General features: G+C 51.9%; 22 protein-coding genes and 1 pseudogene. 7 read left to right on the top strand and 16 right to left on the bottom strand.

All coding sequences use genetic code 11. The annotated features are described in order from the left end of the window. Positions 1 to 81 precede the first annotated feature (81 nt). On the top strand, positions 82 to 1,959 hold the full coding sequence (locus MKX76_RS04545; RefSeq protein WP_341033084.1) for a DUF2334 domain-containing protein: 1,878 nt from the start codon (positions 82 to 84) through the stop codon (positions 1,957 to 1,959). A gap of 100 nt (positions 1,960 to 2,059) precedes the next feature. Beyond that, positions 2,060 to 2,719 (top strand): pentapeptide repeat-containing protein, encoded by a 660-nt coding sequence (locus MKX76_RS04540; RefSeq protein WP_341033083.1) that lies wholly within the window; start codon positions 2,060 to 2,062, stop codon positions 2,717 to 2,719. A 173-nt stretch (positions 2,720 to 2,892) separates the two neighbouring features. Here MKX76_RS04540 and MKX76_RS04535 read toward each other — a convergent pair whose 3' ends face one another. The 4 genes from MKX76_RS04535 to MKX76_RS04520 form a co-directional block, all read right to left on the bottom strand. After that, positions 2,893 to 3,999 (bottom strand): Gfo/Idh/MocA family protein, encoded by a 1,107-nt coding sequence (locus MKX76_RS04535; protein ID WP_341033082.1) that lies wholly within the window; start codon positions 3,997 to 3,999, stop codon positions 2,893 to 2,895. A 23-nt stretch (positions 4,000 to 4,022) separates the two neighbouring features. After that, positions 4,023 to 4,754 carry a ThuA domain-containing protein gene (locus tag MKX76_RS04530; RefSeq protein WP_007128523.1) on the bottom strand — a complete coding sequence of 244 codons (732 nt, stop codon included), beginning with the start codon at positions 4,752 to 4,754 and terminating at the stop codon, positions 4,023 to 4,025. A gap of 195 nt (positions 4,755 to 4,949) precedes the next feature. Then, the gene (locus MKX76_RS04525; protein ID WP_007128524.1) at positions 4,950 to 6,110 is read right to left on the bottom strand and encodes a Gfo/Idh/MocA family protein; all 1,161 of its coding nucleotides are present in this window, start codon (positions 6,108 to 6,110) and stop codon (positions 4,950 to 4,952) included. A gap of 24 nt (positions 6,111 to 6,134) precedes the next feature. Next, positions 6,135 to 7,181 (bottom strand): LacI family DNA-binding transcriptional regulator, encoded by a 1,047-nt coding sequence (locus tag MKX76_RS04520; protein WP_040738151.1) that lies wholly within the window; start codon positions 7,179 to 7,181, stop codon positions 6,135 to 6,137. Between the two features lie 315 nt (positions 7,182 to 7,496). Here MKX76_RS04520 and MKX76_RS04515 point away from each other — a divergent pair, with 315 nt between their 5' ends. Further along, positions 7,497 to 8,750: an MFS transporter gene (locus tag MKX76_RS04515; protein WP_028407261.1), complete on the top strand. Its 1,254-nt coding sequence runs from the start codon at positions 7,497 to 7,499 to the stop codon at positions 8,748 to 8,750. Between the two features lie 139 nt (positions 8,751 to 8,889). Here MKX76_RS04515 and MKX76_RS04510 read toward each other — a convergent pair whose 3' ends face one another. Continuing rightward, positions 8,890 to 10,653, bottom strand: coding sequence for a glycoside hydrolase family 35 protein (locus MKX76_RS04510; protein WP_341033081.1), 1,764 nt, complete (start codon positions 10,651 to 10,653; stop codon positions 8,890 to 8,892). Positions 10,654 to 10,845: 192 nt separating this feature from the next. Between MKX76_RS04510 and MKX76_RS04505 the strand changes: the two genes are divergently transcribed. Next, positions 10,846 to 11,760, top strand: coding sequence for an AraC family transcriptional regulator (locus tag MKX76_RS04505; RefSeq protein ID WP_144878758.1), 915 nt, complete (start codon positions 10,846 to 10,848; stop codon positions 11,758 to 11,760). Between the two features lie 321 nt (positions 11,761 to 12,081). Continuing rightward, a complete protein-coding gene (locus tag MKX76_RS04500) occupies positions 12,082 to 12,468 on the top strand; it encodes a DoxX family protein (RefSeq protein WP_341033080.1) in 387 nt (128 codons plus the stop codon). Here the strand turns inward: MKX76_RS04500 and MKX76_RS04495 are convergent. The 7 genes from MKX76_RS04495 to MKX76_RS04465 form a co-directional block, all read right to left on the bottom strand. Next, positions 12,465 to 12,665: a hypothetical protein gene (locus MKX76_RS04495; protein ID WP_341033079.1), complete on the bottom strand. Its 201-nt coding sequence runs from the start codon at positions 12,663 to 12,665 to the stop codon at positions 12,465 to 12,467. The two genes, MKX76_RS04500 and MKX76_RS04495, sit on opposite strands and share 4 nt — an antisense overlap. Before the next feature lie 20 nt (positions 12,666 to 12,685). After that, complete coding sequence (locus MKX76_RS04490) at positions 12,686 to 13,921, bottom strand: MFS transporter (RefSeq protein ID WP_341033078.1); 1,236 nt, start codon at positions 13,919 to 13,921, stop codon at positions 12,686 to 12,688. A 167-nt stretch (positions 13,922 to 14,088) separates the two neighbouring features. Next, complete coding sequence (locus MKX76_RS04485) at positions 14,089 to 14,364, bottom strand: DUF6171 family protein (protein WP_007128531.1); 276 nt, start codon at positions 14,362 to 14,364, stop codon at positions 14,089 to 14,091. 5 nt (positions 14,365 to 14,369) lie between these two features. Beyond that, on the bottom strand, positions 14,370 to 15,863 hold the full coding sequence (locus tag MKX76_RS04480; RefSeq protein ID WP_341033077.1) for an alpha-N-arabinofuranosidase: 1,494 nt from the start codon (positions 15,861 to 15,863) through the stop codon (positions 14,370 to 14,372). Positions 15,864 to 16,067: 204 nt separating this feature from the next. After that, entirely contained in the window at positions 16,068 to 16,814 is a 747-nt protein-coding gene (locus tag MKX76_RS04475) for an amino acid ABC transporter ATP-binding protein (RefSeq protein WP_341033076.1), read from the bottom strand. Between the two features lie 14 nt (positions 16,815 to 16,828). Then, complete coding sequence (locus MKX76_RS04470) at positions 16,829 to 17,488, bottom strand: ABC transporter permease subunit (protein ID WP_028406256.1); 660 nt, start codon at positions 17,486 to 17,488, stop codon at positions 16,829 to 16,831. A 143-nt stretch (positions 17,489 to 17,631) separates the two neighbouring features. Further along, positions 17,632 to 18,399 (bottom strand): transporter substrate-binding domain-containing protein, encoded by a 768-nt coding sequence (locus tag MKX76_RS04465; protein WP_028406257.1) that lies wholly within the window; start codon positions 18,397 to 18,399, stop codon positions 17,632 to 17,634. A 281-nt stretch (positions 18,400 to 18,680) separates the two neighbouring features. Between MKX76_RS04465 and MKX76_RS04460 the strand changes: the two genes are divergently transcribed. Both MKX76_RS04460 and MKX76_RS04455 read left to right on the top strand, forming a co-directional pair. Continuing rightward, positions 18,681 to 19,430: a hypothetical protein gene (locus MKX76_RS04460; RefSeq protein ID WP_028406258.1), complete on the top strand. Its 750-nt coding sequence runs from the start codon at positions 18,681 to 18,683 to the stop codon at positions 19,428 to 19,430. 292 nt (positions 19,431 to 19,722) lie between these two features. Continuing rightward, positions 19,723 to 20,745: an LCP family protein gene (locus tag MKX76_RS04455; RefSeq protein ID WP_341033073.1), complete on the top strand. Its 1,023-nt coding sequence runs from the start codon at positions 19,723 to 19,725 to the stop codon at positions 20,743 to 20,745. Between the two features lie 84 nt (positions 20,746 to 20,829). Here the strand turns inward: MKX76_RS04455 and MKX76_RS04450 are convergent, their stop codons facing one another. The 4 genes and pseudogenes from MKX76_RS04450 to rpoD all read right to left on the bottom strand — a co-directional run. Next, a complete protein-coding gene (locus MKX76_RS04450; RefSeq protein ID WP_040738154.1) occupies positions 20,830 to 21,345 on the bottom strand; it encodes a hypothetical protein in 516 nt (171 codons plus the stop codon). Between the two features lie 280 nt (positions 21,346 to 21,625). Beyond that, on the bottom strand, positions 21,626 to 22,555 hold the full coding sequence (locus tag MKX76_RS04445; protein ID WP_028406260.1) for a manganese-dependent inorganic pyrophosphatase: 930 nt from the start codon (positions 22,553 to 22,555) through the stop codon (positions 21,626 to 21,628). A 125-nt stretch (positions 22,556 to 22,680) separates the two neighbouring features. After that, a complete protein-coding gene (locus tag MKX76_RS04440) occupies positions 22,681 to 23,703 on the bottom strand; it encodes a UDP-N-acetylmuramate dehydrogenase (protein ID WP_210095064.1) in 1,023 nt (340 codons plus the stop codon). Between the two features lie 197 nt (positions 23,704 to 23,900). Continuing rightward, positions 23,901 to 24,839, bottom strand: a pseudogene (gene rpoD, locus MKX76_RS04435) (RNA polymerase sigma factor RpoD); the annotation flags it as partial. Positions 24,840 to 24,922: the final 83 nt, after the last annotated feature.

The following is a 24,922-nucleotide window of genomic DNA, read 5'->3' as shown; positions in this document are numbered from 1 at the left end:
CTGGACAGTCGTAGCGCCCGCCCATGCGCCGCATACATATACTTAAGGTGAACTCACTTTAATGTCGAAGGAGTTTTATTCATGTCAAAAGCATTAGTCCGGCTTGAGGACATCAGCCCCGGCGGATGGTACGAAGCGGAAGAAAAGCAAGCCAAGCTGCTCGTGATTGCAAACGAGCTTCACACCCAATCCATACCGTTCCATCTTGCCGTCATTCCTCGGTATATCGACCCGGCCCGAGGGATCGACAGGTCGTTGACCGATCCTGACGACCCCGTATCCGTCCGTTTCCTCCGTCTCCTTCATAAAATGGTTCATTTTGGCGCATCATTCGGAGTACATGGATATACCCACCAATATGCGAATGCCACCACCGGGGACGGGTTCGAATTCGCCTATGACGGCTGCTTGCACGACTGCCCTCCGGACGATGCCCCGTTGGCCGCCAGCTCACGCCGTGAACTGACCCGATCCTATGCTTACCGGCGTTTGAAGCTCGCTCGGAGCTTAATGGAGCAGGCCGGGCTTACTGCCGTCTGGTTCGAAACGCCGCATTATACAGCTTCTCGGGCGCAGCGGCGAATTCTTGAAAGCTGCTGTGGACTGATGTACGAAACTCCACCTCATGCACCAAGCCTAAATGCCGCAGCCCTTTTCAGCCCATCTGGACATAGCTTGAGTAACGGAACCTATTACGTGCCCACGCCGCTGTACTATGTAGCGGGTGACAACATTGAGGGGGATGTCCGGCGCATTCAGCAAGCGGTGCAAGAGAAGCTTCCGCCGACAGAGCTGGCGTCATTCTTTTACCATCCTTATTTAGAGTTTCCTTATATAAAGCTTCAAGCCGATGGCACCGCTCAATATGATCCGTCCTCTCCGTTAAAAAGAATCATTAGCGCCATCAAGCGCTCGGGCCGTACATTTGTCTCTGTAACCTCCTTCATGCCCTTTATCCCGGACTTCAGGGAGAGCAGTCTTCCTTGGAGTAACGGCGACCGGGTCCATGCGATTGCAGGCCGTCCCGGCTCACAAGCCCGCCAAGAAGCGGCATTGCTTATCCGCAAGCTTGATTCCGACACTTGGTACCGTGCTTCGCTAAACGCCAACAGCTTGATTAAAATCGATAATGGCCTCTGCAGCATGCGGCCCATTCTGGCTGGCTGGCCCGATCGTATCGGCGGCAAGGAAGTTGTGGGGGATTACAACGGTGACGGAATCGACGATATCGCGGTATGGTATCCTCAGCTCGGGCAGTGTCATATAGCACTCGGTACAGCCGAAGGCAGCATGCATCCATCAGGGGTCTGGCTTCATGCGCCGGATTTTGCGGATTGGGATGCATACACCGGCGACTTTAACGGGGATGGACGGGATGACTTGCTGTTATGGAACAGGGCTTCAGGCCAAGTCGCTCTTGCCTTCGGTGACCTGCACGGTTTTAAACAACCTTTGCTTCTACCTGAGCGGATCGTATATGATCCCGAACCACGTCTAGTTCTAGGCATCGGCGACGTAAACGGCGATGGGCAGGACGATCTCGTCCTGTGGAATCCGTCCAAGGAGATCTGCGAGGTTTGGGTTAACCAAGGCGGTCACTTCAACTATGAGGGAGTTTGGTATAGAACGGATGCATCCCAGCTCGGCAGCATCACGTCGTTTCGCCTTACGGATGTGGATGGGGACGGGTGTGATGACCTGTTGCTCATGGATCGGGTCCAGGGGTATTGGTACATTGTGTACAGCAGCGGAACAACATTCGGACCGGAAGCTCGACGGTTTGGGCCATGGCTTCCGGGGAAGGAAATCATCCCGCTGGCTCTGGATCTTGCCGGCTCCGGCCGGGCGAGTTTGCTGGCCTGGTCTCCGGATTCAAAAGGCGGAATCCTTGATGCAGCGATCAACACCCTGGACCGGACAAGAAATGAAGGACATGGTATACTGCATTTGCCAAAATAATTTTAACTTCATCGGATTCCATGAATCGAGACTTTCATAGAAGTCGTCATGGATTTTGCATGAACCTTTGGCCCCTAATACCTAATGTGGAGGAAGTACCATGTCCTATGCAGAAGCACCACCCTTAAAGATCATCAAGCCCAAGCTCCCGAAACAGCTTGAGCCAATCCGTCTATCCGAAGCAGGGATTGATGACGAATCGTCATTCCAGCAGTTCTCCTGCAAAGACGAGACGCTCTCCGATATTACGGCACATAAAGTGCTATTCGATCAAATGACGTTTGATAACGTGGCCTTCGAACGGGTTTCGCTTCGGCACGCCGAACTCACCGATATCGTATTTCGGCAATGCGATCTATCCAACGTCGATTTCAGCGAAGCCATCCTGCATCGCGTAGAGTTCCATCATTGTAAGCTGGTAGGCATCGATCTGGCGGCAGCCACTATTCGAAACGTCCGGTTCGAGCAGTGCGCAGGCGATTATGCCACCTTTCGGTTTGCCAATATGAAGGGCGTATCCTTTCAGTCGACGACGCTGATCCAATCGGATTTTTATCATTCGGAGCTTTCGAAGGTGGAATTTGCCGAATGCCAGATCGATAAGGCGCAGTTCTCCGGCACGAAGCTTGCCGGTATCGATCTAAGCCGGACGGATTTTCATAATTTAGGCGTTACGCTGGAGGACCTTCAGGGCTGCATTATATCCCCCGTACAGGCTATTTTGTTTACCAGAATCTTCGGCCTTGTCGTCAAGGAATAGGAGCGTAGAGTCCTGCTTAAGCGTGAACAACATGCTTAACCTGGAAACACTTGAGTTCCTTTAGCGCGAAAAAGGGCCCTCGCGAAGTGTCATAAGACCTTCGTCAGAGCCCCTTGTTTATTCACTATTCATCATGATTCAAAATACTAAATGTACGCTTATAAAATTCGCTTCTATTGATCCAGCGTGTATAACGGCAGATCGAGCGGAAGCGGCGCCGGCATCTCGCAAGTGCTCTTCATCTCGTACTGCTTGCCCGAATCGGAGGAATCATGGAATGCCCACATGGCTTCCAGCACGTGATAAGCCAATTCACCGCTTGCGCGGTGGGATCGTCCGCTTCGGATAGCGTACGCCATGTCCGCAGGTCCGATGCCTCTCGTGTTCTGATCGTAACCCGGCAGAAGCGGCTCCTCGGTCCATTCGCTTTCTCCGGTCAAGCGGTATTTCACGGAACCGCCGAACGTATTCGGGTCCGGTACAAGCATTGTTCCTTGGGTGCCGTAAATTTCGATATTCGGAAGCGTGCTGCCGCCGAACACGTCAAAGCTGGTAATGAGCGTCCCGATGGCGCCGTTATCGAACCGGAGCAGTCCGGCCACATGCGTCGGAATGTCCACCTGAATCTTCTGCCCATACTTCTTCTCGCTCGTAATGGTCCGCTCGGTCAACGCTTTGCCAGTCATGCCGCTGACGCTGCGAATCGGGCCGAGGAGCTGAACAAGCGCCGTCAAATAGTATGGTCCCATATCAAACATCGGTCCTCCGCCTGCGGCATAATAAAATTCAGGGTCCGGATGCCAAAATTCGTGTCCCCGGCTCATCATAAATGCCGTAGCCGCGATCGGCGTGCCGATCTTGCCGTCCCTGACGAGCTTTAATGCCGTCTGGATCCCCGCTCCGAGGAAGGTCTCCGGGGCACAGCCGACCAGCAGCCCCTTCTCTCTCGCAGTCTCCAGCACGACCAGCCCTTCCTCCCGGGTGACGGCCAAGGGCTTTTCCACGTATACATGCTTCCCGGCTTGCAGCGCATCGAGCGTTATCTTGGCATGCAGCGCCGGAATGGTGAGATTGATGACAATTTCGATTTCGGGGTCGGCCAACAGCTCTTCCGTCGTGTATACGTGGGGGATGCCGTAATGGGCAGCCTGCTCCTCTGCGCGGGAACGGTCAATATCCGAGCATGCCTTCAGCTCCAGAATATCGAATTTTTGACAGTTTTCCATATAGATGCCGCTGATTTTTCCGCAGCCAATGATCCCTGCTTTAACCTTGTTCATGACTTCGTCTCCTTTTGTGCAGCCTACTGGCTGTCTCCCATCCCGGTATACCCTTGCTCGCCGTTGAACAGCTTGAGATCGCCGCCGCCGTACAAGGTCTTGCCTTCAGCCGCCCATAGCAGGCCCCTGCGCATCAATTCCTTGACCTGCGGCATATCCACGATATCCGCATGATGTCCCAAGGAGTTGTAGTACACGCGACCGTATCCCCATCGCTTGGTCCAGACAACCGGCATGTCAACAGCCTTGTTCAGCACATGCGGTCCGGATACGACCGGAAAACGGGTCGTCGCCAGCACTTCAACCGCCGGATCGACATGCAGATAGTATTGTTCGGATACCACCGTGAAGTCCTGAATGCCTTCAACCAGCGGGCTGGAGCTTTGCTTGATTTCTACCAGATATTCAACGCCGTCGTTGCCGGGGTGCGCGACCCACTGGCCGCCGGTCATAAACTGCCAATCGACATTGTTACGGAACGAGTCGCACATTCCGCCGTGGCATCCGGCGATGCCGGTTCCTCCTTGCACCGCTTCGGATACATTCGCAACCTGCTCCTTGGATATGTCGCCCATCGTCCATACCGGGACGATCAGATCCAATTCTTTCAGCTTCTCTCCGTCGTTGAACGCATCCAAGGTATCTGAAACCTCAACGTCAAACTTCGCCTCGCGCAGCAGTCCGGCGAAGATGCCTGCCACCTGCTCCGGCTCATGGCCATCCCATCCGCCCCATACGATTAATGCCTTTTTCATACTCCGCACTTCCTTTATATGATCTGTATAATAAAAGCTCGATAACGTCCGGTTCAAAGTCTTCGTTCGGCTAACGCTCTCACGCTCTCGCGCATCCGCTTCCACCGGCTGCCGTCACAATGATACCTCTAACATCGCAATCTCAATTACACCACACGCTTTCGCGAGTCACCGAATTCTTCTGTATGGTCTTGCTTACATCTCCGACAGTGACACCCACCGGCGTTCTTCAATGGACTTATCCACGGCTTCCAGAACAGCTTGGCACTTCACGCCGTCCTCAAAGCTAGGGACAGGCTGTCTGCCTTCCGCAATCGCTTGGGACAGCTCCAGGACTTCATGGATGAAGGTATGCTCGAAACCGATCGTATGCCCCGGCGGCCACCAAGCCTCCATATAATCATGGACAGGGTCCGTTGCAAGCACCCGCCGGAAGCCCTGTACATCCTCCTCGTCGGATGTGAAATAAACCTCCAGCTCGTTCATCCGTTCAAAATCGAATTTGACGCTGCCCAGGCTTCCGTTGATTTCGAAGGCGTTCGTACTGCGATGGCCTGCAGCAAAACGCGTGGCCTCGAAGCTGCCAAGGGCGCCGTTCTCAAACCGGGTCAGGAACAACGTAGCGTCGTCCACCGTCACCTTGCCTTTAGGCCCATCCCCGCTGCCTTTGGCGCTCAGCCCCGTCATCTCGCTGGCAATCGGACGCTCCTTGATGAAGGTCTCGCTCATCCCAATAACCTCCTGCATGTCGCCGACCAGATAATGAGCCAGGTCGATCAGATGGGCGCCGAGATCGCCATGGGAGCCTGAGCCGGCCACTTCCTTCTGCAGCCGCCATACGAGCGGGAACTGCGGATCCATGATCCAGTCCTGCAGAAACCATGCGCGGAAATGATAGATTTGTCCGAGTCTGCCGCTGTCAACCAGCTTCTTCGCAAGCCGGACCGCCGGCGAGAACCGGTAGTTGAACCCGACCATGTGCCGGACGCCTGCGTCCTCGGCTGCCTGAAGCATTTCTCTTGCGTCGGCGAGCGTTAACGCCAGGGGCTTTTCGCAGAAAATATGCTTGCCGGCCTTCGCAGCCGCAATCGCAATTTCTTTATGGGCATCGCTAGGAGCATTGATATCAATCAGATCGATGTCCTCCCGCTGGATCAGCTCGCGCCAATCGGTAATGCTTTCATTCCATCCAAGCTGATCCGCCGCCTCCTGAACCGCCGAAGCATTGCGGCCGCAGATCGCCTTCATTTCCGGCTTCAGGGCATTCGGGAAAAACATCGGAAGGCTCCGGTACGCGTTGCTGTGCGCCTTGCCCATAAATTTGTAGCCAATCATTCCGACTCGCAGTTGATTCATTGTTCATTCCTCCTTTGTTATTCATTACTTTCGTTTCAACGATGAAGCACGGATAACCAGACGGGTAGGCAGTTTCCGGTGAAGCGGGATACGGCTCACAGCGGAAGACGGCGTTTGCTCCAGCATGCCGAGAACATGCTCAGCGGCCAAGCAGCCCAGTTCATAGAAGGGAACCCTTACACTCGTTAACGGCGGGGCTCCGAGCTCGGCGGCATCCGAATCATCATAGCCGACGAAGGCTGGCATCTCCTCCTCCGGGACACCCATCGAGCGCAGGCCCTGCTGAAGCCCGATCGCCATCCGGTCATTCGCCGCAAATACGGCGTCGATGCCCTTCAAACGGGCAGCAACCTTCTCCGCTGCTGCAAATCCGCTTTTCCGGCTGAAGTTACCTTCGAACAGCAGCGATTCATCAAGCTCGATTCCCGCCTCTTCCAATGCCCGGCAGTACCCGGACATACGATCCCGGCTGTTGGAATATTCCGGAGGGCCGTTGAGAAAGGCGATCCTCCGAAAGCCCTGCTCAATAAGATGTTTCACGGCTTCGTAGCTGCCCTCCACATGATCGGCGTCCATCACGTGAAAGCTCTCCCCTTCAAAGTGCTGATTAATCAAGCAATAGGGGTGTCTTCCTTCGCTCAGCTGCCGGATAGCCGCTCGTTCGCCCTCCTCGTCCTTGGCTCCAAGGATGATGCAGGCGTCGACCTTCTGAGTCCGGAACAAATTCAAATAGTCCATGGTGCCGCCCGGTTCGCGAAACAGCATCAATAAATCATATTTGCCCTCCAGCGCTTTACTGCCAATGCCGCTTAAAATTTCCGAGAAATAATACGCGGAGAAGATCCGTGCTTTCGGCAGATACGGCATGACAACGCCGAGGTTGCCGCTCCGGCGGCGCGCAAAGCTTTGGGCCAGCGCGTTCGGGGTATATCCGAGCCGTTCTGCGGCTTCCATCACCCGCTGCCGGGTCTCCTCCCGGATCGGACCAACCCCGTTTAATACCCGGGATACGGTGGCTTCCGATACACCGGCAAGCTGTGCGACTTCCTTACGACTAGCGATAATCACCATGCCTCCTGCAATTTTATGTACGCGCGTACATTTTCTCATGGAGTCCAGCCGATGTCAACAGATACATGGCCTATTGTTCCTGATTTCTTCTTGTTTCAGTTGTATATCCGGCATTGACGTTATAAACTTTATGAGTTCTTTCTTTTTAAGCTCGGCCGGATGTTTGTCCAAATGTTGTATAATGGACGGGCTGGACGCAGAACCCCAACTCAATATGAAAGAGAAAGCTGCACGATTATTACTTGGGAAGATGTCGGGGTGACGCCAATCATGCTATTTAGCTAACATATGAACATAAAGGATAGGGGATTACGAATGAACACTCAACTGCAAACAACCGTAAGCAACCCGCAGAAAAAAAGCTACATTCTCCATTTGGCAACGATCTTCCTTGGCTTTATCATTTTTGGAATTTCGGAAAATATTAAAGGACCGGCCATTCCCCGGATTCAGCTGGATTTTCGGCTGGATGAAATGCAGATCGGCACCTTGCTGTCGCTCAATGCGCTCGGTTATTTGATCGCCTGCTCATTTACGGCCATCCTGACCCGCAAGATCGGCATCAAATGGGTGAGCATGCTTGCCTTTGGTTCGATGGCGGTCTCAGGCATTTTCATCTTCCTGTCCCACAGCTACCCGATGTTCACTGCTTCGTACTTCCTGATGTACATCGGGAACGGGATGCTGGAGATTGGCCTCGCCATTCTGGCTGCAAGAATATTCGTCCGGAATACGGGAACGATGATGAACCTGTCGCATTTTTTCTATGGCATCAGCTCTACCGTCGCTCCGATGCTCGCCTCGGGATTGATGACCGTCACCGTTCTCGGCTACACCATTGATTGGCGGGGCATGTATTTGGCGATGCTGATGCTCTCCGTACTGCCGATGATCCCTGCGCTGATGAGCAAATTTCCGGGCGACGATCATCCTGAATCCGAGCGGACGCCTCTGAAGCAGTTAATCAAGGATCGGGCGCTGTGGCTGATCGTCATCATCCTGTCCTTCGGCGTCGTATCGGAAATGGCAGTCGGCGGCTGGCTCGTTAATTTTCTTGAAAAATCGTACAACTGGGATCCGGCTGCGGCAGCCGGCATGCTATCCGCATTTTTCCTGTGCTTCTCCGCGGCGCGCCTGCTGCTAGGGCCGATTACGGACCGGATCGGATTCACCTTGTCGATTATCATCCTCTCGGGATTCACGGGCATCTGCACCTTTATCGCCATTTTCGGCGGGGAATCCTATGCCTTTCTATTCGCAGCGGCAGGAATCGGCATCGCTCCGATTTATCCGACGGTTATGGCCCTGATTGCCAAGCGATACCCGAAGGAGAGCGATACGGCGATTACCTTCACGGTCACGATGATGGGCATCGGCAGCGTAATCGGCAACTACGCCATCGGAGCCATCACGAGCGGCTTCAAACAATTGTACGGCAGCGGAACCGAACTGGGGCTGCTGCGGGGTCTTCAGGCCGGTTACGGTTTTATCGGCTTATGCGCCCTGATATGCTCGCTGTTCGGCATTGTGCTGTACCGATACTTGAAGAACCGTAAGCAGCTGGTTTAAACAGGCTTTCACCGCCGAGTTATCGCCCCATGCCGGGCGCACACAAGAAAGAGGACGTCCACCAGGGGACATCCTCTTTTTTTTCGATTGACCGTTTCATGGCATTACGCGTAAGCTCCTGCTGCCATTTCCGCTCGTATTAGCCCAAATCCGGCTTGTCGACCAGTTCGATGCTTGCCTTATCCGTGTGATGCAGCTCGAATACGATGACTTCATTGCTTCCCTTCTTCAGCAGCGGACCGGGCAGATAAAGCGTCGCTTGAGGTCCCTGCTCCCAGTATCGCCCAAGATTGAACCCGTTGATCCAGACGACGCCCTTCACCCAGCCGTCCAGTCGAACGAACGTGTCCATCCGATCTTCCACATGGAATTCTCCCTTATAAAATGCCGGACGGTCCTTCCGCCCTGCATTAGGCGCCGGCAACGGCCCGAATGGCACTGCCTCCAGATGATCCATCGGCAGGCAGGAAATGCTCCAATCGTACAGAAACTGGTTATTCATCCGCACGCCTTCGGTAATCCCTTTGTAATCCTTCAAGCGGGGACCATAATTGACGCGTCCCATGTTCTCCACAACGATGTCCAGCTTGGCGCCTGCTGCTGGAATGTCCAAAGGAATAGGCGCATTATTCCAGCGTTCCACGGTCCCCTGGTATACGCCATCGAGAAACACCTGGGCTCGGTCATGCACTTCTTGCAGATGCAGGGATTCGCCTTGCCGCGGACCGGAAATTTTTGTGGAGTATACGATAAAACCGTAGTTTTGACCAAGCAGCTCCATCGGCACCGGTGTTCGGTGCTTCTCGCTGGAGGCCAATACCGGCAAATTCTCGAGCAGATCGGCATAGGAAGTCATGCTGACCGTCCCGTATGCCTTCTTCCGCACCGGATCAGGCAGCGCCGGCAAGTCCCCGAGCTCCACACCTTGGTGCTTTGCAATCACCTGCCGGACCGCCTCATACTTCGTTGTAACATCGCCGCACTCCGATAGAGGCGCATCATAATCATAGCTTGTAATGGTCGGCTCGTATTTGTCATGATAATTCGCGCCATTGTAAAATCCGAAATTCGTCCCGCCATGGAACATGTAAAAATTAACGGATGCGCCAAGGGCCAGCATTTCGGCAAACACGGACGCTGCGTCCTCCGAATCCCGCGTATGGTGCGGCTTCATCCAATGATCAAACCAGCCGTTCCAATACTCCATGCACATCAGCGGATCTTCGGACCGGTACTCCCGCAGCTTGGCGAACGCTTCGGAGGGCCTGGATCCGAAATTGACGGTGGCCGTTACACCCGGAACGGTTCCTCCCTGCAGCATGCCGTCAGTTGGACCGTCCGAAGTGAACAGCAGCACATCCACGCCCCTTGCGATCAATGCCTCCTGAAGATACTGCAAGTATGCCGTATCATTGCCATAGCTGCCGTATTCATTCTCGATTTGGACGGCAATGATCGGCCCGCCGTTCGTGGACAAGAGCGGCACCAGACGCGGGATTAACTCGTCATAATAGGCATCGACCTTCTTCAGGAACTTCGGATCCAGGCAGCGAAGCTGCATATGCGGATCCTGCAGCAGCCATGCCGGCAGCCCGCCGAATTCCCACTCTGCGCAGATGTAGGGGCTCGGTCTGACGATAACGTGCAGCCCCAGCTTCCCCGCAAGCGTGATGAAGGCTTCGATATCCGCCATGCCGGAGAAATTGAACCTTCCTTCATCCGGCTCATGCCAATTCCATGGTATATAAGTCTCGACCGTATTCAAGCCGCATGCTTTCAGCTTCAGCAGCCGATCCTCCCAATATTCAGGCACAACACGGAAGTAATGAATCGCGCCCGATAAGATTTGAATCGCCTCCTCGCCAAGAACAAACTGCTGGTTAACCGCTTTCAATTGTGTCATGGAAACATCCCCTCCGTTTTCCGATACATGATTCTACATACGTATCATCTATGAAAAGAACGGCTCACTCAATCTCCAAATGGAGCATCTTCTATACCATTTGTGCCATTTTCTCGCATGGATCCGCCTATCCATATGATATGATAGATTACACGATACGCTGATTCATTCGATAAAGGAGTCCCGGTTCCCATGGATATTAAATTCCGATTCCCCAATATGATCAATACCTTGCAGGTAACAGGCTGCCATTTCGATCATCAACCGCCGGGGTGGCACTATCCGAGACATCATCACCATCTGTTCGAGCTTCTCTATTGCATGGAGGGCGAGGTTGAACAGGAAATCCACCGGGACCGCTTCACGCTGCGGGAAGGCGAATGGCTGCTGATCAAATCGGGGGTGCGTCATCAATCTTCGAACCGTTCGAGCAGGCCGTACGGTTATTTCAATGTACATTTTGATCTGGACGATACCGACATTCGGAGCAGATTGTCCGCTGCGCCGTTCCGCCATTTTCCGAGATCCGTGGGAGAACGGACCAAGCTCGGCGAATATGTAAAAAAGCTGGAGGGAATTATCCCGCGGAGTCTGAACATCAAGGAAGGGATCTCCGACCAGACCGGTCAGCTCCAGCACGAGCTTTCGTTCGAAGAGCGGCTGCTTCTGCAATCCTACACCCTGCTGATCATACATGAGGTGCTTATGCTTCTAAATTCCCCCGTGCTGGGTCCTGCGCTTCCTTCCCAAGCCCCTTCATCGGCGGCTCCTCGCCCAGCATCAGCGATGACGGCCGATGTAGCACATGCCATCGAAGAGAAGCTGCTGTCGGGATTATCCGGGGATGCTTCGGTCAGCCGCGTTGCTCGGGAGCTTAATCTAAGCCGCAGCCAGTGCAGCAAGCAGTTCACCAAGATTTATGGCATGTCCCCAAGGCAGTATGTCAGCAGGCAGAAGCTCAACCTGGCTAAGGAACTCCTGGTAACGACTAACCTGCCGGTCTATGCCATCGCCGACAAGCTCGGTTTCCGTTCAGCAAGCCATTTCTCGAGACAGTTTCGCCGCTGGACCGGACAATCGCCGACCGATTATAAGCCCCGTACCTAACATTGACACTGCCCCCGCATTACCCGGGAGATCGGCAGCGCGGTACCGTCCCTTCATGACGCTTCCCGGGCAGAGCGGCTATTCGTTATTAGGATGTGTCTTCCAAATCAAGCAAGCCAAAAACTCCGGATTTGAGCCGCTTCAAGCTGAACATTTCTCCTTTAAGTGATTTTTAGTTAGTTACTTGACAATGAATAGATGAGTCTGTATGATACAACGTATTGTTATTCCTATACGAAAAGTTAGCTAATAACATTACTAGGGTTTGACGCCGTCATAGTCACGGTTAAAACATCTAAAAAAAGGAGTGAACGACTCAAAATGAAAAGCTATGCTTCTGCAGGCACTTTGATCATAAGGGTTGTCCTAGGGATTATCTTCTTGGCCCATGGGCTGGATAAATTCGGGAGTGGCATCAGCAATATCGAGGGCTTCTTCGAGAGCCTTGGCATTCCGGCATTCATGGCTTCGGTTGTCGCCATAATCGAAATCGTCGGCGGAACCGCTCTCATTCTGGGCTTCGCCACCCGCATCGCTTCCGTTGTTCTAGGAATCGTGCTGATTGTTGCCATCGTGCAGGCCAAGCTCGGGATGGGATTCCTGAACGGCTACGAGCTCGACGTTGCGCTTCTTTCCATGGCGGCCCATCTTGCGCTGAGCGGCAGCAGCCTGCTATCCGTCGATTCATTATTTACCAAGAAGCGCTAGGTGTAAGCCTGCGTTACAACCGAGCAGCCAACGGCCGATTGCCCGAAGATCGGCAGCGGCAGCATTCCAAGCATACTCCGGCCATCGTGCCCCTCATAATAGGAAATCAACATTAAGAAAGCTGCACCGATATCCCGGTTTGTCCGGATATCAGGTGCAGCTTTCTTGTTCTTGATAATGGATTTCCACAGCGCCAAAATAAACTTCAATCTTCTTGCTAAGCCGTTCTCCCGCTTGAGTCCACCGCTTGGGTCTGCTTCTTTTGCATACTTACGATGACGAAAGACAACCCGGCTGAAACCGCAATACAAACGGCACCGATGATGTAGACCATCCGAATGCCGAGCGTATCCGCAATCAGACCGATGACGGCGATTGAAATGCTCGTAATCGTTGAAAGCAGAATGCCGCGCGATGCGTATACCTTCGGCAGCATGGATGGCTCGATGCTCGTCTGGAAAGCCGTTTGCTGTGCAACGTCCCTCAGCTGATACGCCGGTCCCATTCCGATACACAGCACGAGTGCAACCATCGGAATGCTGTTCAGCCCGTACCACAGCGTCAGCAGGCTGAACACGGCGGAGCCTGCAGCCATACAAGCGATCAAATGCTTCTGGATAAACGATGAGAACAGAACCGTCAGCAGACCGCCCAGAATCGCGCCCGCATAATAGCTTGCATTAATAAAGCCCCACCATGCTTCTCCTTGATGCAGCACTTCCTTCACGTAAACCAAGGTAATGGCACCGACCCAGATCGTTCCGGCAACGCCTTCAATCATATCCATAAGCGTTACGATACGAAGCGTCGGGATACGCCATAAATACGACCACCCCTCAAGAATCGCCTTACGATTCGGCTTTGCACGCCGCGGGCCCGAATCGTCACCTGGCATTACCCGTGTGACAAGCAGCAGGCTGATCACCGATACCCAGATCAGGATGGCCGTAATGATTAACGTCGGTTGATGCCCGATCTGGGTCACCAGGAAGCCTGTGAAGGTGTAGCCCGCAATTTGCAGCGATTGCTCCGTCACCGACAGGGAGCTGTTCGCCTTTACAAGCCGGTCCGACGGCACGATTCGCGGCACGATCGACTGCAGGAGCGGAGTCCCCCAGCCGTGAGCGCAGGCGATCAGCAGGATCAAGATGCACAGCAGATAAACGTGCGGAGCGATGTATGGAAAAAACACCACAAGCGCGGTAACGAGCAACGCTTTTACAAGCTGCAGCCTAGTGAGAAGCTTGGCAAACGGGTACCTTTCCATAAGAAGCGGCACCGTGAATCCCGCCACGAATTTGGCTGCTGCATTGAGCAGCGGAAACAGCGCCGCGATAAACGCGGAGCCCGATTCCTGGTACATATAGGTAGTGATCACCATGATATATACCACATCAGCCAGCGAAGTGCCGGAATGAGCGGTCCAGTAACAGGCGAAGATTCCTCTATTCATTGCAGCCTCCATTCCTAAGCCCTAAGTCTCAATATGTATCTTAAAATCATATCATCGGCCGTCAGAATTTGTAAACCTCGGGTCCCTTGTGACGAGGAAATCCTCCATTAAAAAAACCTGCTTCCCGTGTTTAATACACGGGAAGCAGGTTAGTGTACCGGGAAGCGTCAAGATACGGCCTCAGCCGACCATCGGTCTTCTCCGGGATATGGACAACGCTTCTCCTTCAGCTTTGCCGTGATCTGCACGATACAGCCGCATACCAGGCATGTGGTGCCGCCTTGCAGCTTCGGGCATGACATGCAGGCATGCAGGCGAGTTTCATACTCGCTGTCGGAGACGCAGCGGTCCGAGCGGAACATCGGGGACGCCAGCACACGCTCAATCTGTTTGCTGTCGACGACATAATCGTCGCGGCAGCCCTTGCATCGGTTATCCGCCATGCGGATTACCCCGCCGTAATTTCGAAGACGGTCACGGACATCGGAGCGAGCTTCGCGTGAAGGATGCCTTCCTCCACTTCATAGGCACTGAAGGTCGACGGCGTAAGCGCGTCCGGTTCCTCAAAGGTGTTATGGGCGTCCAGCGAATCTGCGGCCAGCTGCTCAGCCTTGATTTTGAAGATCGGTCCGGCAAGACCGCGGAGTGCAACAGACACATCCGCCTGCGAATCATGGCTTACATTACACAGGCTGACATGGATTTTCCCTTCGGCATCCTTGGATGCAGAGACGGAGACTTGCGGAATCTTTTCGCCGTCCATTTCATATTCGGAGCCGCTGATGTGGGCATCCAGACGTTCCGCGTCTTGATGCACCTTATACATATTGAACACATGGTAAGTCGGCGTCAGCAGCATTTTCTCTCCTTCCGTCAAGATGACGGACTGAAGCACGTTGACGATCTGGGCGATATTCGCCATGACGACACGGTCATTATGCTCATGGAAGATGTTCAGCGTCAAGCCGGCAACGAGAGCGTCCCGAATCGTGTTTTGCTGATACAGGAAGCCGGGATTCGTTCCAGGCTCCACATCATACCAGGTTCCCCATTCATCTACGATCAAACCAATCCGCTTGTTCGGATCATATTGATCCATAATCGCGGAATGTCTCGTAATCAACTCATCCATATGGAGCGCCTTTTTCATGGTCGTAAACCATTCCTGCTCTGTAAATCCGGTCGCAGGGCCCTTGCCTGTCCAGAATTCGCCCGGAATCGTGTAATAATGGAGGCTGATCGCATCCATAAACGGATGGGCTTCCCTCATGACCGTCTCCATCCAGCGGTAATCGTCCACGTTCGGGCCGCAGGCGATCTTGTACACCTTATTCTCACCGTAATTCCGGACATAGGTCTGGTACTGGCGATACAGGTCCGCATAATATTCCGGACGCATATTGCCGCCGCATCCCCAGTTCTCGTTGCCCACGCCGAAATATTTCAGCTTCCAAGGCTTCTCCCGGCCATTCTCCTTACGCCATTCAGCCATCGGAGACACCCCGTCGAACGTCATATACTCGACCCATTCCGACATTTCCTGAACCGTGCCGCTTCCGACGTTGCCCGATATGTATGGTTCGCATTCCAGCAGCTCGCACAGCCGCATAAACTCATGGGTACCGAAATGATTATTCTCGACCACGCCGCCCCAGTGCGTATTGATCATCCGCTTGCGGTTCTCCCGCGGTCCGATGCCGTCCTTCCAATGATATTCATCCGCGAAGCAGCCGCCCGGCCAACGCAGTACCGGAATCTTGAGCTTCTTCAGAGCTTCCAATACATCATTTCGGATTCCTTCCGTGTTAGGAATCTTCGAATCTTCGCCGACCCAGATCCCTTCATAAATGCAGCGTCCCAAGTGCTCGGAGAAATGCCCGTAAATATTGCGGTTAATCGTTCCATGCGACACATCGGCGTTAATCGTAATAACATGACTCATTGGTTACTCGCTCCTCGCTGTACTTTTATAAATATTTATATGAATCAATTCATATTTCTTTAAAACAATGATATCGGGCATTTCTCCATTCGTCAACCCGGAAATTAAACGCTTTCACTAAAAATACATATTTTTCGCCCAAAAAATAAACCTGCTTCACCTGCAGGACGATGTGGTCCTGTAAGTGCAGCAGGTCTATATTGGTTAACGCATCGCCCGGTTAAGAAACTCCCGGGTTCGATCGACTTTCGGATGATGAAAGATTTGCTCTGGCGTTCCCGACTCGATCACTTGTCCGTGATCCATGAAGAGGATCCGGTCCGCTACATCCCGTGCAAATCCCATCTCATGGGTAACGATAATCATCGTCATATTCTCCCTGGCCAATTGCCGGATCACCTCAAGCACTTCCCCCGTCAGTTCGGGATCGAGCGCCGACGTCGGCTCGTCGAACAGCAGGATGTCGGGGCTCATCATGAGCGCCCTCGCAATGGCGACACGCTGTTTCTGCCCCCCGGACAGGTTCGCCGGGTAGACTCCCGCTTTATCCGAAAGGCCGACCTTCTGCAGCAGCGCTGTACTCCTTCTACTCACTTCATCCTTCGATTCCTTCTTCACGTATTTCGGTGCAAGCGCCAAATTATCCTGAACTGTGAGATGCGGAAACAGATTAAAGTGCTGGAACACCATCCCCATGCGGGAAGTGATCGTCTTGATTTGCTTTGGAGCGGAATATGCGCCGTCCTTCACCAGATATTGGTCCTGGACCTTGATCGATCCGCCGTTGATCTCTTCCAGATGGACAAGGCTCCGAAGCATTGTACTCTTTCCCGAGCCGGAGGGGCCGATAACGGCCACGACTTCGTTCCGTTGTATATCGAAGCTGACGTCTTTCAGCACGTCCAGCTGTCCGAATGATTTCTTCATGTGGGATACTTCAATAATCGCCATAGCAGCCATTCCTTCTATTGAAATTTAAATCGTCGTTCGAGGTATTTGAACAGCAGCGTAAGTACGAGCGTCATCAGCAAATAAATGATGCCTGCAATCACAAACGGCATGATGGTAACATCGCGGTTGACGGCTGTATGCGCGAAATGAAGCAGCTCCGGGACCGCCACCGCATACAGCAGCGCGGTGTCTTTAATCAGCGTAATGGATTCGTTCGAAACGGCCGGCAGAGCCACGCGGAACATTTGCGGCAGGATGACTCTGACCATCGTCTGCCATCTGCTAAGGCCGAGCACCTGTGCGGCTTCATACTGTCCCTTATCTATGGACAGCAGGCCGCCTCTGAAAATTTCGGCAAAATAGGCGGCATAGTTCAGCACGAAGGCCAAGCATGCCGCAACAAAACGATCAAAAACGAGATACTCCCCGATGACCGGCAGCACAGGCAGGCCGAAGCAGATGAACAGCATCTGCAGCAGCAGCGGCGTGCCCCGCATGACGTAGATATAAACTCCCGCAAACCAGGCGAGCGGCTTCACCGAACTTCTCGCCATTAACGTTAAGGCAAAGCCGAGCGGGATGGATGCAATGATGGCAATGAAGAACAGCAGTATCGTTGTCTGTGCGCCCTCCAGCATCGGCTTGCCGATCTGAATGATATAATCCAAATTCATGTTGATCACTATACTCCCGTTATGAAAACTCAAATTCAGAGTTTTTCATTAATGTCGTCAACAAAACCGGAGCCTTGGGTCAAAGTCCGGTTTCTTGATCATTTGCTATGAAAAGACTGCGTACATCATCTTGGTTCTGCGAATTATTTCAGTACCTTTTCTTCGCCAAACCATTTTTTAGATATCGAGGCGGCGGTACCATCGGCATTCAGCTCATCCAAAGCCTTCTGCAACTTGTTCAGCAGCTCCTCGTTGCCCTTCTTCACACCGATGCCATATTGTTCAGGCGCCAGAGTTTCTTCCAAAATCTTATAGGTGCCTTCTTCCTTGGACATATAATATTTCATAACGACCTCGTCAATCACGACGGCATCCACCCGGCCATTCTTCAAATCGCTTAAGGCAAGCACGTTGTCCGGAAATTCGGAAATGTCCTTCACTTGGCTATGGATAGCATTCGCACTGAGCGCATCGGCTGCGGACGAAAGCGACTGCAGGCCGATATTCTTGCCGGCCAGGTCACTAATGGTACTGATTTCCGAACCTTCAAGCACTGCTACGACTTGGCTGTTCTCAAGGTAAGGCTTCGTAAACAGCACCTTCTCCTTGCGCTCATCCGTGATTGTGTAACCATTCCAGATCAGATCGATTCGTCCGCTCATCAGCTCCGATTCCTTCGCTTTCCAGTCGATCGGCTGGAACTTTACCTCCATCCCCATCTTCTCTGCAGCGGCACGCGCATAATCAATATCGAAACCGACGATTTCGTTGTTCTCATCCCGGAAGCCCATCGGAGCAAATTTGTCGTCGATGCCGATCACCAGCTCATTCGAGCTGCCGCCTGAGCTTGAACACCCGATCACAGTCATTAGGATAACCAATCCTGCCAATAATGACGCCAATTTTTTCATGTATAAATCCCCCTTGTGACAATTCATGCAGCCATATTCAGGATATCGGTGATCCGTGCAATATGAAAATTTCTGCGTTTTGCTTTAGTGCGTTATCAGGACACCATAATACCATATTAGCAGAAAAGAGTCGATAGGTTCACAGAAGCTTCATCAACATTGTCGAAATAATGAAATTTATGTATTTTCATCCTATATTAAGGTTATTTTAATGATGAACTCAGCAAAACGGGAAACAATGACGAACGTTACACCAAACATCCAGAAAGGCGGTAACCCATATGAACCGTAAATATTTGAATTTCACCAGAAGACTTGTCTTGATGACGATCGCCATCGTCATGGGACTCGCCTATCTGCCCGGCACGACATGGGCGCAGGAGCCTGCAGGTAATGAGAATCAGGCCTCTTCTCCTTCTCGCCCTGCCGCACAAGACGGCCACGGTCAGCATAAACCCGGCCGCATGTTCAAAGCCATCTCCGATTATCTCAAGCTAGAGCCAGAGGTTCTGCGGGACAAGCTCAAGACCTCCTCGCTCGCTGAAATTGCCAAAGAGCAAGGGGTTTCCAGAGAGGATATGAAAGCGAAGCTCGTCGAGATGTTGAAGGAGAAAGTAGCGGCACACCCGAAGCAGCTTGGTAAATCCATTGATTACTCCGCGGCTGCCGACAGACTTCTCGATGCCAAAGGCGGGTGGAAGAAGCAGCGGGTGCATCATCGCCAAGGAAGAATGATTGCCGCCGAGCATGAACTTGCCCAAATGCTGAAGCTGTCGGATGACCAATTGAAGGAATCCCTCCGGTCCGGTAAAACCCTTGCCCAGCTGGCGAAGGAGCAAGGAGTAGCCGTGCAGTCCGTGATCGATCAGCAGGTTCAGGCATTTACAAAGCGTCTTGACCGAAAACTGTCGGAAGGGAAAATTTCCAAGGAAGAATATTCGGAGCATAAGGCGAAGCTTCCGCAGTTCGTAAGCGATGTCGTTAATGGAAAGCTGGCGCCGCCCGCACATCCAGGCCGCAAGGACTCTTAGTCCATGCCGGCGATCCGAGTCAAAAACAAATAATATAACAAAGAAGTGTCGCTATGCATGCAGCAGCACTTCTTGTCATTGAGGGACAGCATTGCAAATCTACCAAGAAGTTTGTTGATTTTTCTGGAAATTAAACTAGAATAGGGATATAATGCCGAGATTTACTTCTCTCAAATCGATCGAATGATATATTGGCAAACCCTTCGACCCCTTCTTCACGGGATCTGCTTCTACTCGGCATCCGTTAACCATTTTCATTTTCAAAACTATTTATTGAGGAGTTGTACGTTGTATGGAACCTAGAACGGTGTCAAGGAGGAGGCTTAAGGGCCGCAGCAGAATCAATATCAAGAAACGGATTGGTATATCGCTCATCATACTCATCCTGCTTGTCGGCGCTGGATATCTGTTCAGAAAAGAATTATCGTTGCTTGCCTTTAATACACTGCTCAAAAAAGATATCAAAGAAACGTTAGACAATTCCTACAAACCGTTTGGGTACGAGATTAGAAATACTCACGCCTATGAAGGTAAACCCTTTTCCTTGCTCCTTATGGGGATTGATCAGCGTGATCAAGAGCCCAGCAGATCCGATACGATCATATATTCCGTAATTCGACCTAAAGATAACAAAATCCTATTAGTCTCGATCCCCCGGGATTCATATACTGAAATAATAGGCAGGGATGTAAGATCAAAAATCAACTCTGCGTATGCTCATGGCGGAGAAAAAATGAGTATGGACACAGTTGCGTCCTTACTCAAGAACCGAGTCGATTATTACGCTACAGTGAATTTTAAAGGAGTTATAGACATTGTGGACGCAATTGGAGGTGTAAAGCTTCCGATAACCAAAGTAATTGAAAATAAGAACCCGAAGCATGAAAAATTAAGGATAGAGCCTAACAAACCGATGTATGACGGTCTTGATGCTTTAAGTTACGTTCGTTACCGAGAGGACTCCGATTTTAAACGTACCGAGCGGCAGCGAATATTTATTAGAGCCGTAACGAACAAAATTTTAGATTTCAAGAACGTCGCTAAAGTTCCTGAATTAATCGATATTGCGGGGTCCAATTTCACCACTAACATGGACCCTGATCTGATCCTGAAATTGGCTGAAACTGTTTATTTAAATGATACGCCGCCTGATTTTGAGAACCACATGTTACAAGGCCGGGGAAAAACGAGAGGAACCACTTGGTACTATGACCTTGATGCAGAAGATTTAGAATACACTCAAAAGCTTATCTCGAATTGGTTAAATAGCGATATTCATAAACAAGACCTTATTCACCCTCAAGATATGGACTAGGCAAAAGGTTCAGTGCAGCGCTGATCTGATCCCAGGACGAGCCGGATGTACTCATAAAGCCTTCTTGGGCCTTCAAGGCCCAAGTTACGGCACATATTGCTGGATGATCTTCACGACCTCGCCGTCTTCCACCGTGATGTGGAACGGGAACCATTTCATATCCACAATATCGTCTTTTCGATAGATATCGGTGAACTTGTCGAGGCTGACCTGCTGATTCCACACGACCTGGGCATCCTCATACCGTCCGGTATGATCATACAGCTGCAGGCGAACCTCAGCGTTTCCCGCTACGGGCAATGTAATCCGCTCTTCCGTATCATTAACAATATAATAGCCGTCCGGGGCTTCGGTCATTTCCGGGTCTTGCTCCCGCTCTCGGAAGATCGCGTTTGCTTCCTCGCCTTCGTACCATTCAATCGGATCGATTTCCAGATAGACCTGTCCGTCTTTCACCTCAAGCGCATTGATATAGGCAGCCTCCTGATTCGAAGCTTTCGGAACCGGCTCATAATTGTTGCTCGAGGCTACGCCAACCGAATGGATCATGAACAAACCAAGCAGCATCAACGCTCCCAATCTCCAAGCCGTCTTCTTCATACTTCTCATCGCTCCCTCAACATTACTAAGTGTGAAAGATCGTTTTCTCACCGTATATTACCCGAATTCCGTGAGATTGAAACAATCCTCTATGTATGATTCATACTACGATTATACGGAGCATCGCGCCAAAAAGGATGTCAAAGCGGTGTAAATTCATTACAATATCTCAACCTTCGCATTTCAATGACGGTGAATGCACATCCGCCGCGCTGTCCGCAACAAAAAAAGCCTGTCTGCCGAACCAATGGTTCAGCAGGGACAGGCCTTAACATAAGTATTATTGATTGAAAGCTTCGGTAAGCACGGGAACAATTTGCGATTTACGGGATACAACGCCCTTGAGCAGCGCTTTATTATCCGAAAGCGACACATTGTAGGCTCTTTCAACCGCCTTGGCATCCTTGCCAAGCGCGAGCGCAATCGAGTCGTTATTCAGAATGTCTGTAACAACGAACACGAACAGATCCAGGTTTTTCTTAGCGATAATCCCTTGAATGGCCTCTTCAAGCTCTGCTTGACGGGACAGAACGTCGTTTGTGTCAACCGCATTCACTTGGGCGATTTCAACCTTCGCTGCGCCCATGCTGAATTCCTTCGCGTCAAGGGAAATAAGCTGCTCGATCGTTTTGTCGCTCAGATCGGCACCGGCCTTCAGCATGTCGAGTCCGTAGCTTTCCGCATCGACGCCTGCAATCTCCGCGAGCTCGCGGGCAGCAGCAACATCTTCCTCTGTGCAGGTTGGAGATTTGAACAGCAGCGAATCGGATATAATGGCGGACAGCATCAGCCCTGCGATTTCCTTACGGACTGCAATGCCCTTCTCTTTGTAGATCTTGTTCAGGATCGTAGCGGTGCAGCCGACAGGCTCAGCGCGGTAGTACAGCGGCTGGCTTGTCTCAAAATTGGCGATCCGATGATGGTCGATAACTTCAACCACCCGAACTTGTTCGATGTCGCTAGCGCTTTGCTGGCGTTCATTATGATCGACAAGAATGACGTCCTGAGCCTCATTCGCAACGGTCTCTACCAGACGCGGTGCTTCGACGTTGAAGTATTTCAACGCATAAGCGGTCTCTCCGTTCACTTCGCCGAGACGTACCGGTTCAGCGTCGAGTCCGAGCTGTTTCTTCAAATCGGCATAAGCGATTGCCGAGCAAATCGTATCCGTATCCGGATTTTTGTGTCCAAAGATCAATGTTTTAGCCATAGGTTATTCCCCTTTCACATCCTAGATTAACCGTTTAAATCCATAAACAGATGTCACCTATCTGATTATAGCGTTAAATGCTCCTTATTCCAATGACTTTACAGAGAATTTTTGAATGGTCCCTTTTACACCAAGACAATCTCAGGCTCTGGAATAAAACCGAACCGTTGATGAATCGCCTCTGTAATGACATTCATCAGATATAATATATCCGTCGCTTTGGCATGATTCTGATTCAGGATCATATTGCCGTGATGCGGGGAAATGATCGCCCCGCCGTATTCCGTCCCCTTCAAATTCAGCTGATCCACCAAGGAGCCGATGGCAACTCCATAATCATAGTTATTTTTAAATACGGAGCCGCAGGAAGGGTAATCGAAATGCCGTTTACTTGTCCGGTACTTGATAATGTCGAGCATCGACTGCGGGGTCGGTATGCCTCTTCCCGCGAGCGCATGAACCTCGCCAAGGAAGAAGGAGAAGAACGACGGCAACGAGGATGGGTGACTTCCTCTCGTCTTCCACTCCTGCAACAGCAGCGCGGTAGAGCTGATCTGCTCCTCGGAGCTGACCGGCGTGTTCAGATCTGCCCCGATAATAATCCATGGATGGTGCTGGAATATCGACTGTTTGTAAGCGAATTGGCATTCTGAAGCCGGGATTGAACGGACGCTGAGCCCCGGATCCATCGTGTCGATATAATAAACCGTATCAAGAATGTCGCATACTTGGCTGGCATTATACTTAGCGTTCATATAGATGCCTGCCCCGACGCAGCCCGGCAGCAGGAACGTAAAGTCCAGCGAATCGCCCCCGCCAATCAAGCCCATAAGCGACAAGAGCGACATCGGCGTTCCAGACGCCACATACCATTTGTCATCCCTGACCGCCAGCTCGACAAGCCGCTTCAAGGAAATATACACCATGTCCTTATTCGGTTCGTCCGGAAACAGGATGTTGGAGCCCATGCCGAATATATACCACGGCATTCCGAGCCGCTTGCAATCCTGCAGCAGCTCCGCAAGATCTGCTGAAGTCTCCGGCATAGCCAAATAATTCGCCAAGCCGCCGACCCCGTAAGTCGAATAATCGGATAACGGAACATGGCGCTTGCACAATCGATCAATTGCAGATTTATGTAAAGTCATCTTAGACACTCCCTATCATTTCACTTTCACACAGCGGATAATCGCCTGCCTGTGGGGATGCTACATAATTATGATGCAACTCGTCGGTTGGTGTCAATCGGAGGGGTCACAAGCATGAGTCCATAAAAAAACCCTTGACTGCAGCGCGCGCACTGCAATCAAGGGGTGTTGATCCACTTCGTGAACGAAACGATCGATTACTCCAGGAAATCCTTGAGACGCTTGCTGCGGCTCGGATGACGAAGCTTACGGAGCGCCTTCGCTTCAATCTGTCGAATCCGCTCGCGCGTAACGCCGAATACCTGACCGACCTCTTCAAGCGTTCGGGTCCGCCCGTCCTCAAGTCCGAAGCGAAGCCGAAGCACGTTCTCTTCACGATCCGTCAAGGTATCGAGCACTTCCTCAAGCTGCTCCTTAAGCAGCTCGAAGGCGGCAGCGTCAGCTGGCGCCAGCGCATCCTGATCCTCGATGAAATCCCCCAGGTTCGAATCGCTCTCCTCACCAACCGGCGTCTCGAGCGATACAGGCTCCTGTGAAACTTTGAGGATCTCCCGGACCTTCTCCGGCGTAATATCCATCTCCTTGGCAATTTCCTCCGGTGACGGCTCCCGCCCAAGCTCTTGCAGAAGCTGTCTGGATACACGGACGAGCTTATTGATCGTCTCTACCATGTGAACCGGAATTCGAATCGTTCTCGCTTGGTCGGCAATCGAGCGGGTAATCGCCTGCCGAATCCACCATGTCGCATAGGTGCTGAACTTGAAGCCTTTGGAGTAGTCAAACTTCTCCACCGCTTTGATCAATCCCATATTGCCTTCCTGTATCAGATCAAGGAACTGCATGCCCCGACCTGCATAACGTCTGGCAATGCTGACGACTAGACGAAGATTGGCTTCCGCCAGACGTCGCTTCGCATCCTCATCGCCTTCCTCGATACGCTTGGACAGCTCCACTTCCTCATCGGCTGAGAGAAGGGGAACACGGCCGATTTCCTTCAGGTACATGCGAACCGGATCGCTAATCTTGATGCCTGGCGGAAGGGAGAGGTCATCATGAACTGCAAAATCCTCCGCGGGAGAATTAGCCGCTTTTTCCGCATCCACTACCTCACGATCCAATGCAAAATCCGCACTCTGACGGTTCTCCATTCTATGCCCCCCTGTTGACAATCCTATAATTTTGTGCTAATCTATCATTAGGTCATTATGACATCTACCTA

Origin of the sequence: Paenibacillus sp. FSL R5-0810, from assembly GCF_038002285.1 — a bacterium.
Lineage (GTDB): Bacteria > Bacillota > Bacilli > Paenibacillales > Paenibacillaceae > Paenibacillus_AQ > Paenibacillus_AQ lactis.
This window is presented reverse-complemented; position numbering and strand designations above follow the sequence as displayed.

Excerpts from the sequence above, each read along its gene's own strand:
- MKX76_RS04545 (WP_341033084.1), top strand. The coding sequence starts at position 82 with ATGTCAAAAGCATTAGTCCGGCTTGAGGACATCAGCCCCGGCGGATGG.
- MKX76_RS04540 (WP_341033083.1), top strand. The coding sequence starts at position 2,060 with ATGTCCTATGCAGAAGCACCACCCTTAAAGATCATCAAGCCCAAGCTC.
- MKX76_RS04535 (WP_341033082.1), bottom strand. The coding sequence starts at position 3,999 with ATGAACAAGGTTAAAGCAGGGATCATTGGCTGCGGAAAAATCAGCGGC.
- MKX76_RS04530 (WP_007128523.1), bottom strand. The coding sequence starts at position 4,754 with ATGAAAAAGGCATTAATCGTATGGGGCGGATGGGATGGCCATGAGCCG.
- MKX76_RS04525 (WP_007128524.1), bottom strand. The coding sequence starts at position 6,110 with ATGAATCAACTGCGAGTCGGAATGATTGGCTACAAATTTATGGGCAAG.
- MKX76_RS04520 (WP_040738151.1), bottom strand. The coding sequence starts at position 7,181 with ATGGTGATTATCGCTAGTCGTAAGGAAGTCGCACAGCTTGCCGGTGTA.
- MKX76_RS04515 (WP_028407261.1), top strand. The coding sequence starts at position 7,497 with ATGAACACTCAACTGCAAACAACCGTAAGCAACCCGCAGAAAAAAAGC.
- MKX76_RS04510 (WP_341033081.1), bottom strand. The coding sequence starts at position 10,653 with ATGACACAATTGAAAGCGGTTAACCAGCAGTTTGTTCTTGGCGAGGAG.
- MKX76_RS04505 (WP_144878758.1), top strand. The coding sequence starts at position 10,846 with ATGGATATTAAATTCCGATTCCCCAATATGATCAATACCTTGCAGGTA.
- MKX76_RS04500 (WP_341033080.1), top strand. The coding sequence starts at position 12,082 with ATGAAAAGCTATGCTTCTGCAGGCACTTTGATCATAAGGGTTGTCCTA.
- MKX76_RS04490 (WP_341033078.1), bottom strand. The coding sequence starts at position 13,921 with ATGAATAGAGGAATCTTCGCCTGTTACTGGACCGCTCATTCCGGCACT.
- MKX76_RS04485 (WP_007128531.1), bottom strand. The coding sequence starts at position 14,364 with ATGGCGGATAACCGATGCAAGGGCTGCCGCGACGATTATGTCGTCGAC.
- MKX76_RS04480 (WP_341033077.1), bottom strand. The coding sequence starts at position 15,863 with ATGAGTCATGTTATTACGATTAACGCCGATGTGTCGCATGGAACGATT.
- MKX76_RS04475 (WP_341033076.1), bottom strand. The coding sequence starts at position 16,814 with ATGGCGATTATTGAAGTATCCCACATGAAGAAATCATTCGGACAGCTG.
- MKX76_RS04470 (WP_028406256.1), bottom strand. The coding sequence starts at position 17,488 with ATGAATTTGGATTATATCATTCAGATCGGCAAGCCGATGCTGGAGGGC.
- MKX76_RS04465 (WP_028406257.1), bottom strand. The coding sequence starts at position 18,399 with ATGAAAAAATTGGCGTCATTATTGGCAGGATTGGTTATCCTAATGACT.
- MKX76_RS04460 (WP_028406258.1), top strand. The coding sequence starts at position 18,681 with ATGAACCGTAAATATTTGAATTTCACCAGAAGACTTGTCTTGATGACG.
- MKX76_RS04455 (WP_341033073.1), top strand. The coding sequence starts at position 19,723 with ATGGAACCTAGAACGGTGTCAAGGAGGAGGCTTAAGGGCCGCAGCAGA.
- MKX76_RS04450 (WP_040738154.1), bottom strand. The coding sequence starts at position 21,345 with ATGAAGAAGACGGCTTGGAGATTGGGAGCGTTGATGCTGCTTGGTTTG.
- MKX76_RS04445 (WP_028406260.1), bottom strand. The coding sequence starts at position 22,555 with ATGGCTAAAACATTGATCTTTGGACACAAAAATCCGGATACGGATACG.
- MKX76_RS04440 (WP_210095064.1), bottom strand. The coding sequence starts at position 23,703 with ATGACTTTACATAAATCTGCAATTGATCGATTGTGCAAGCGCCATGTT.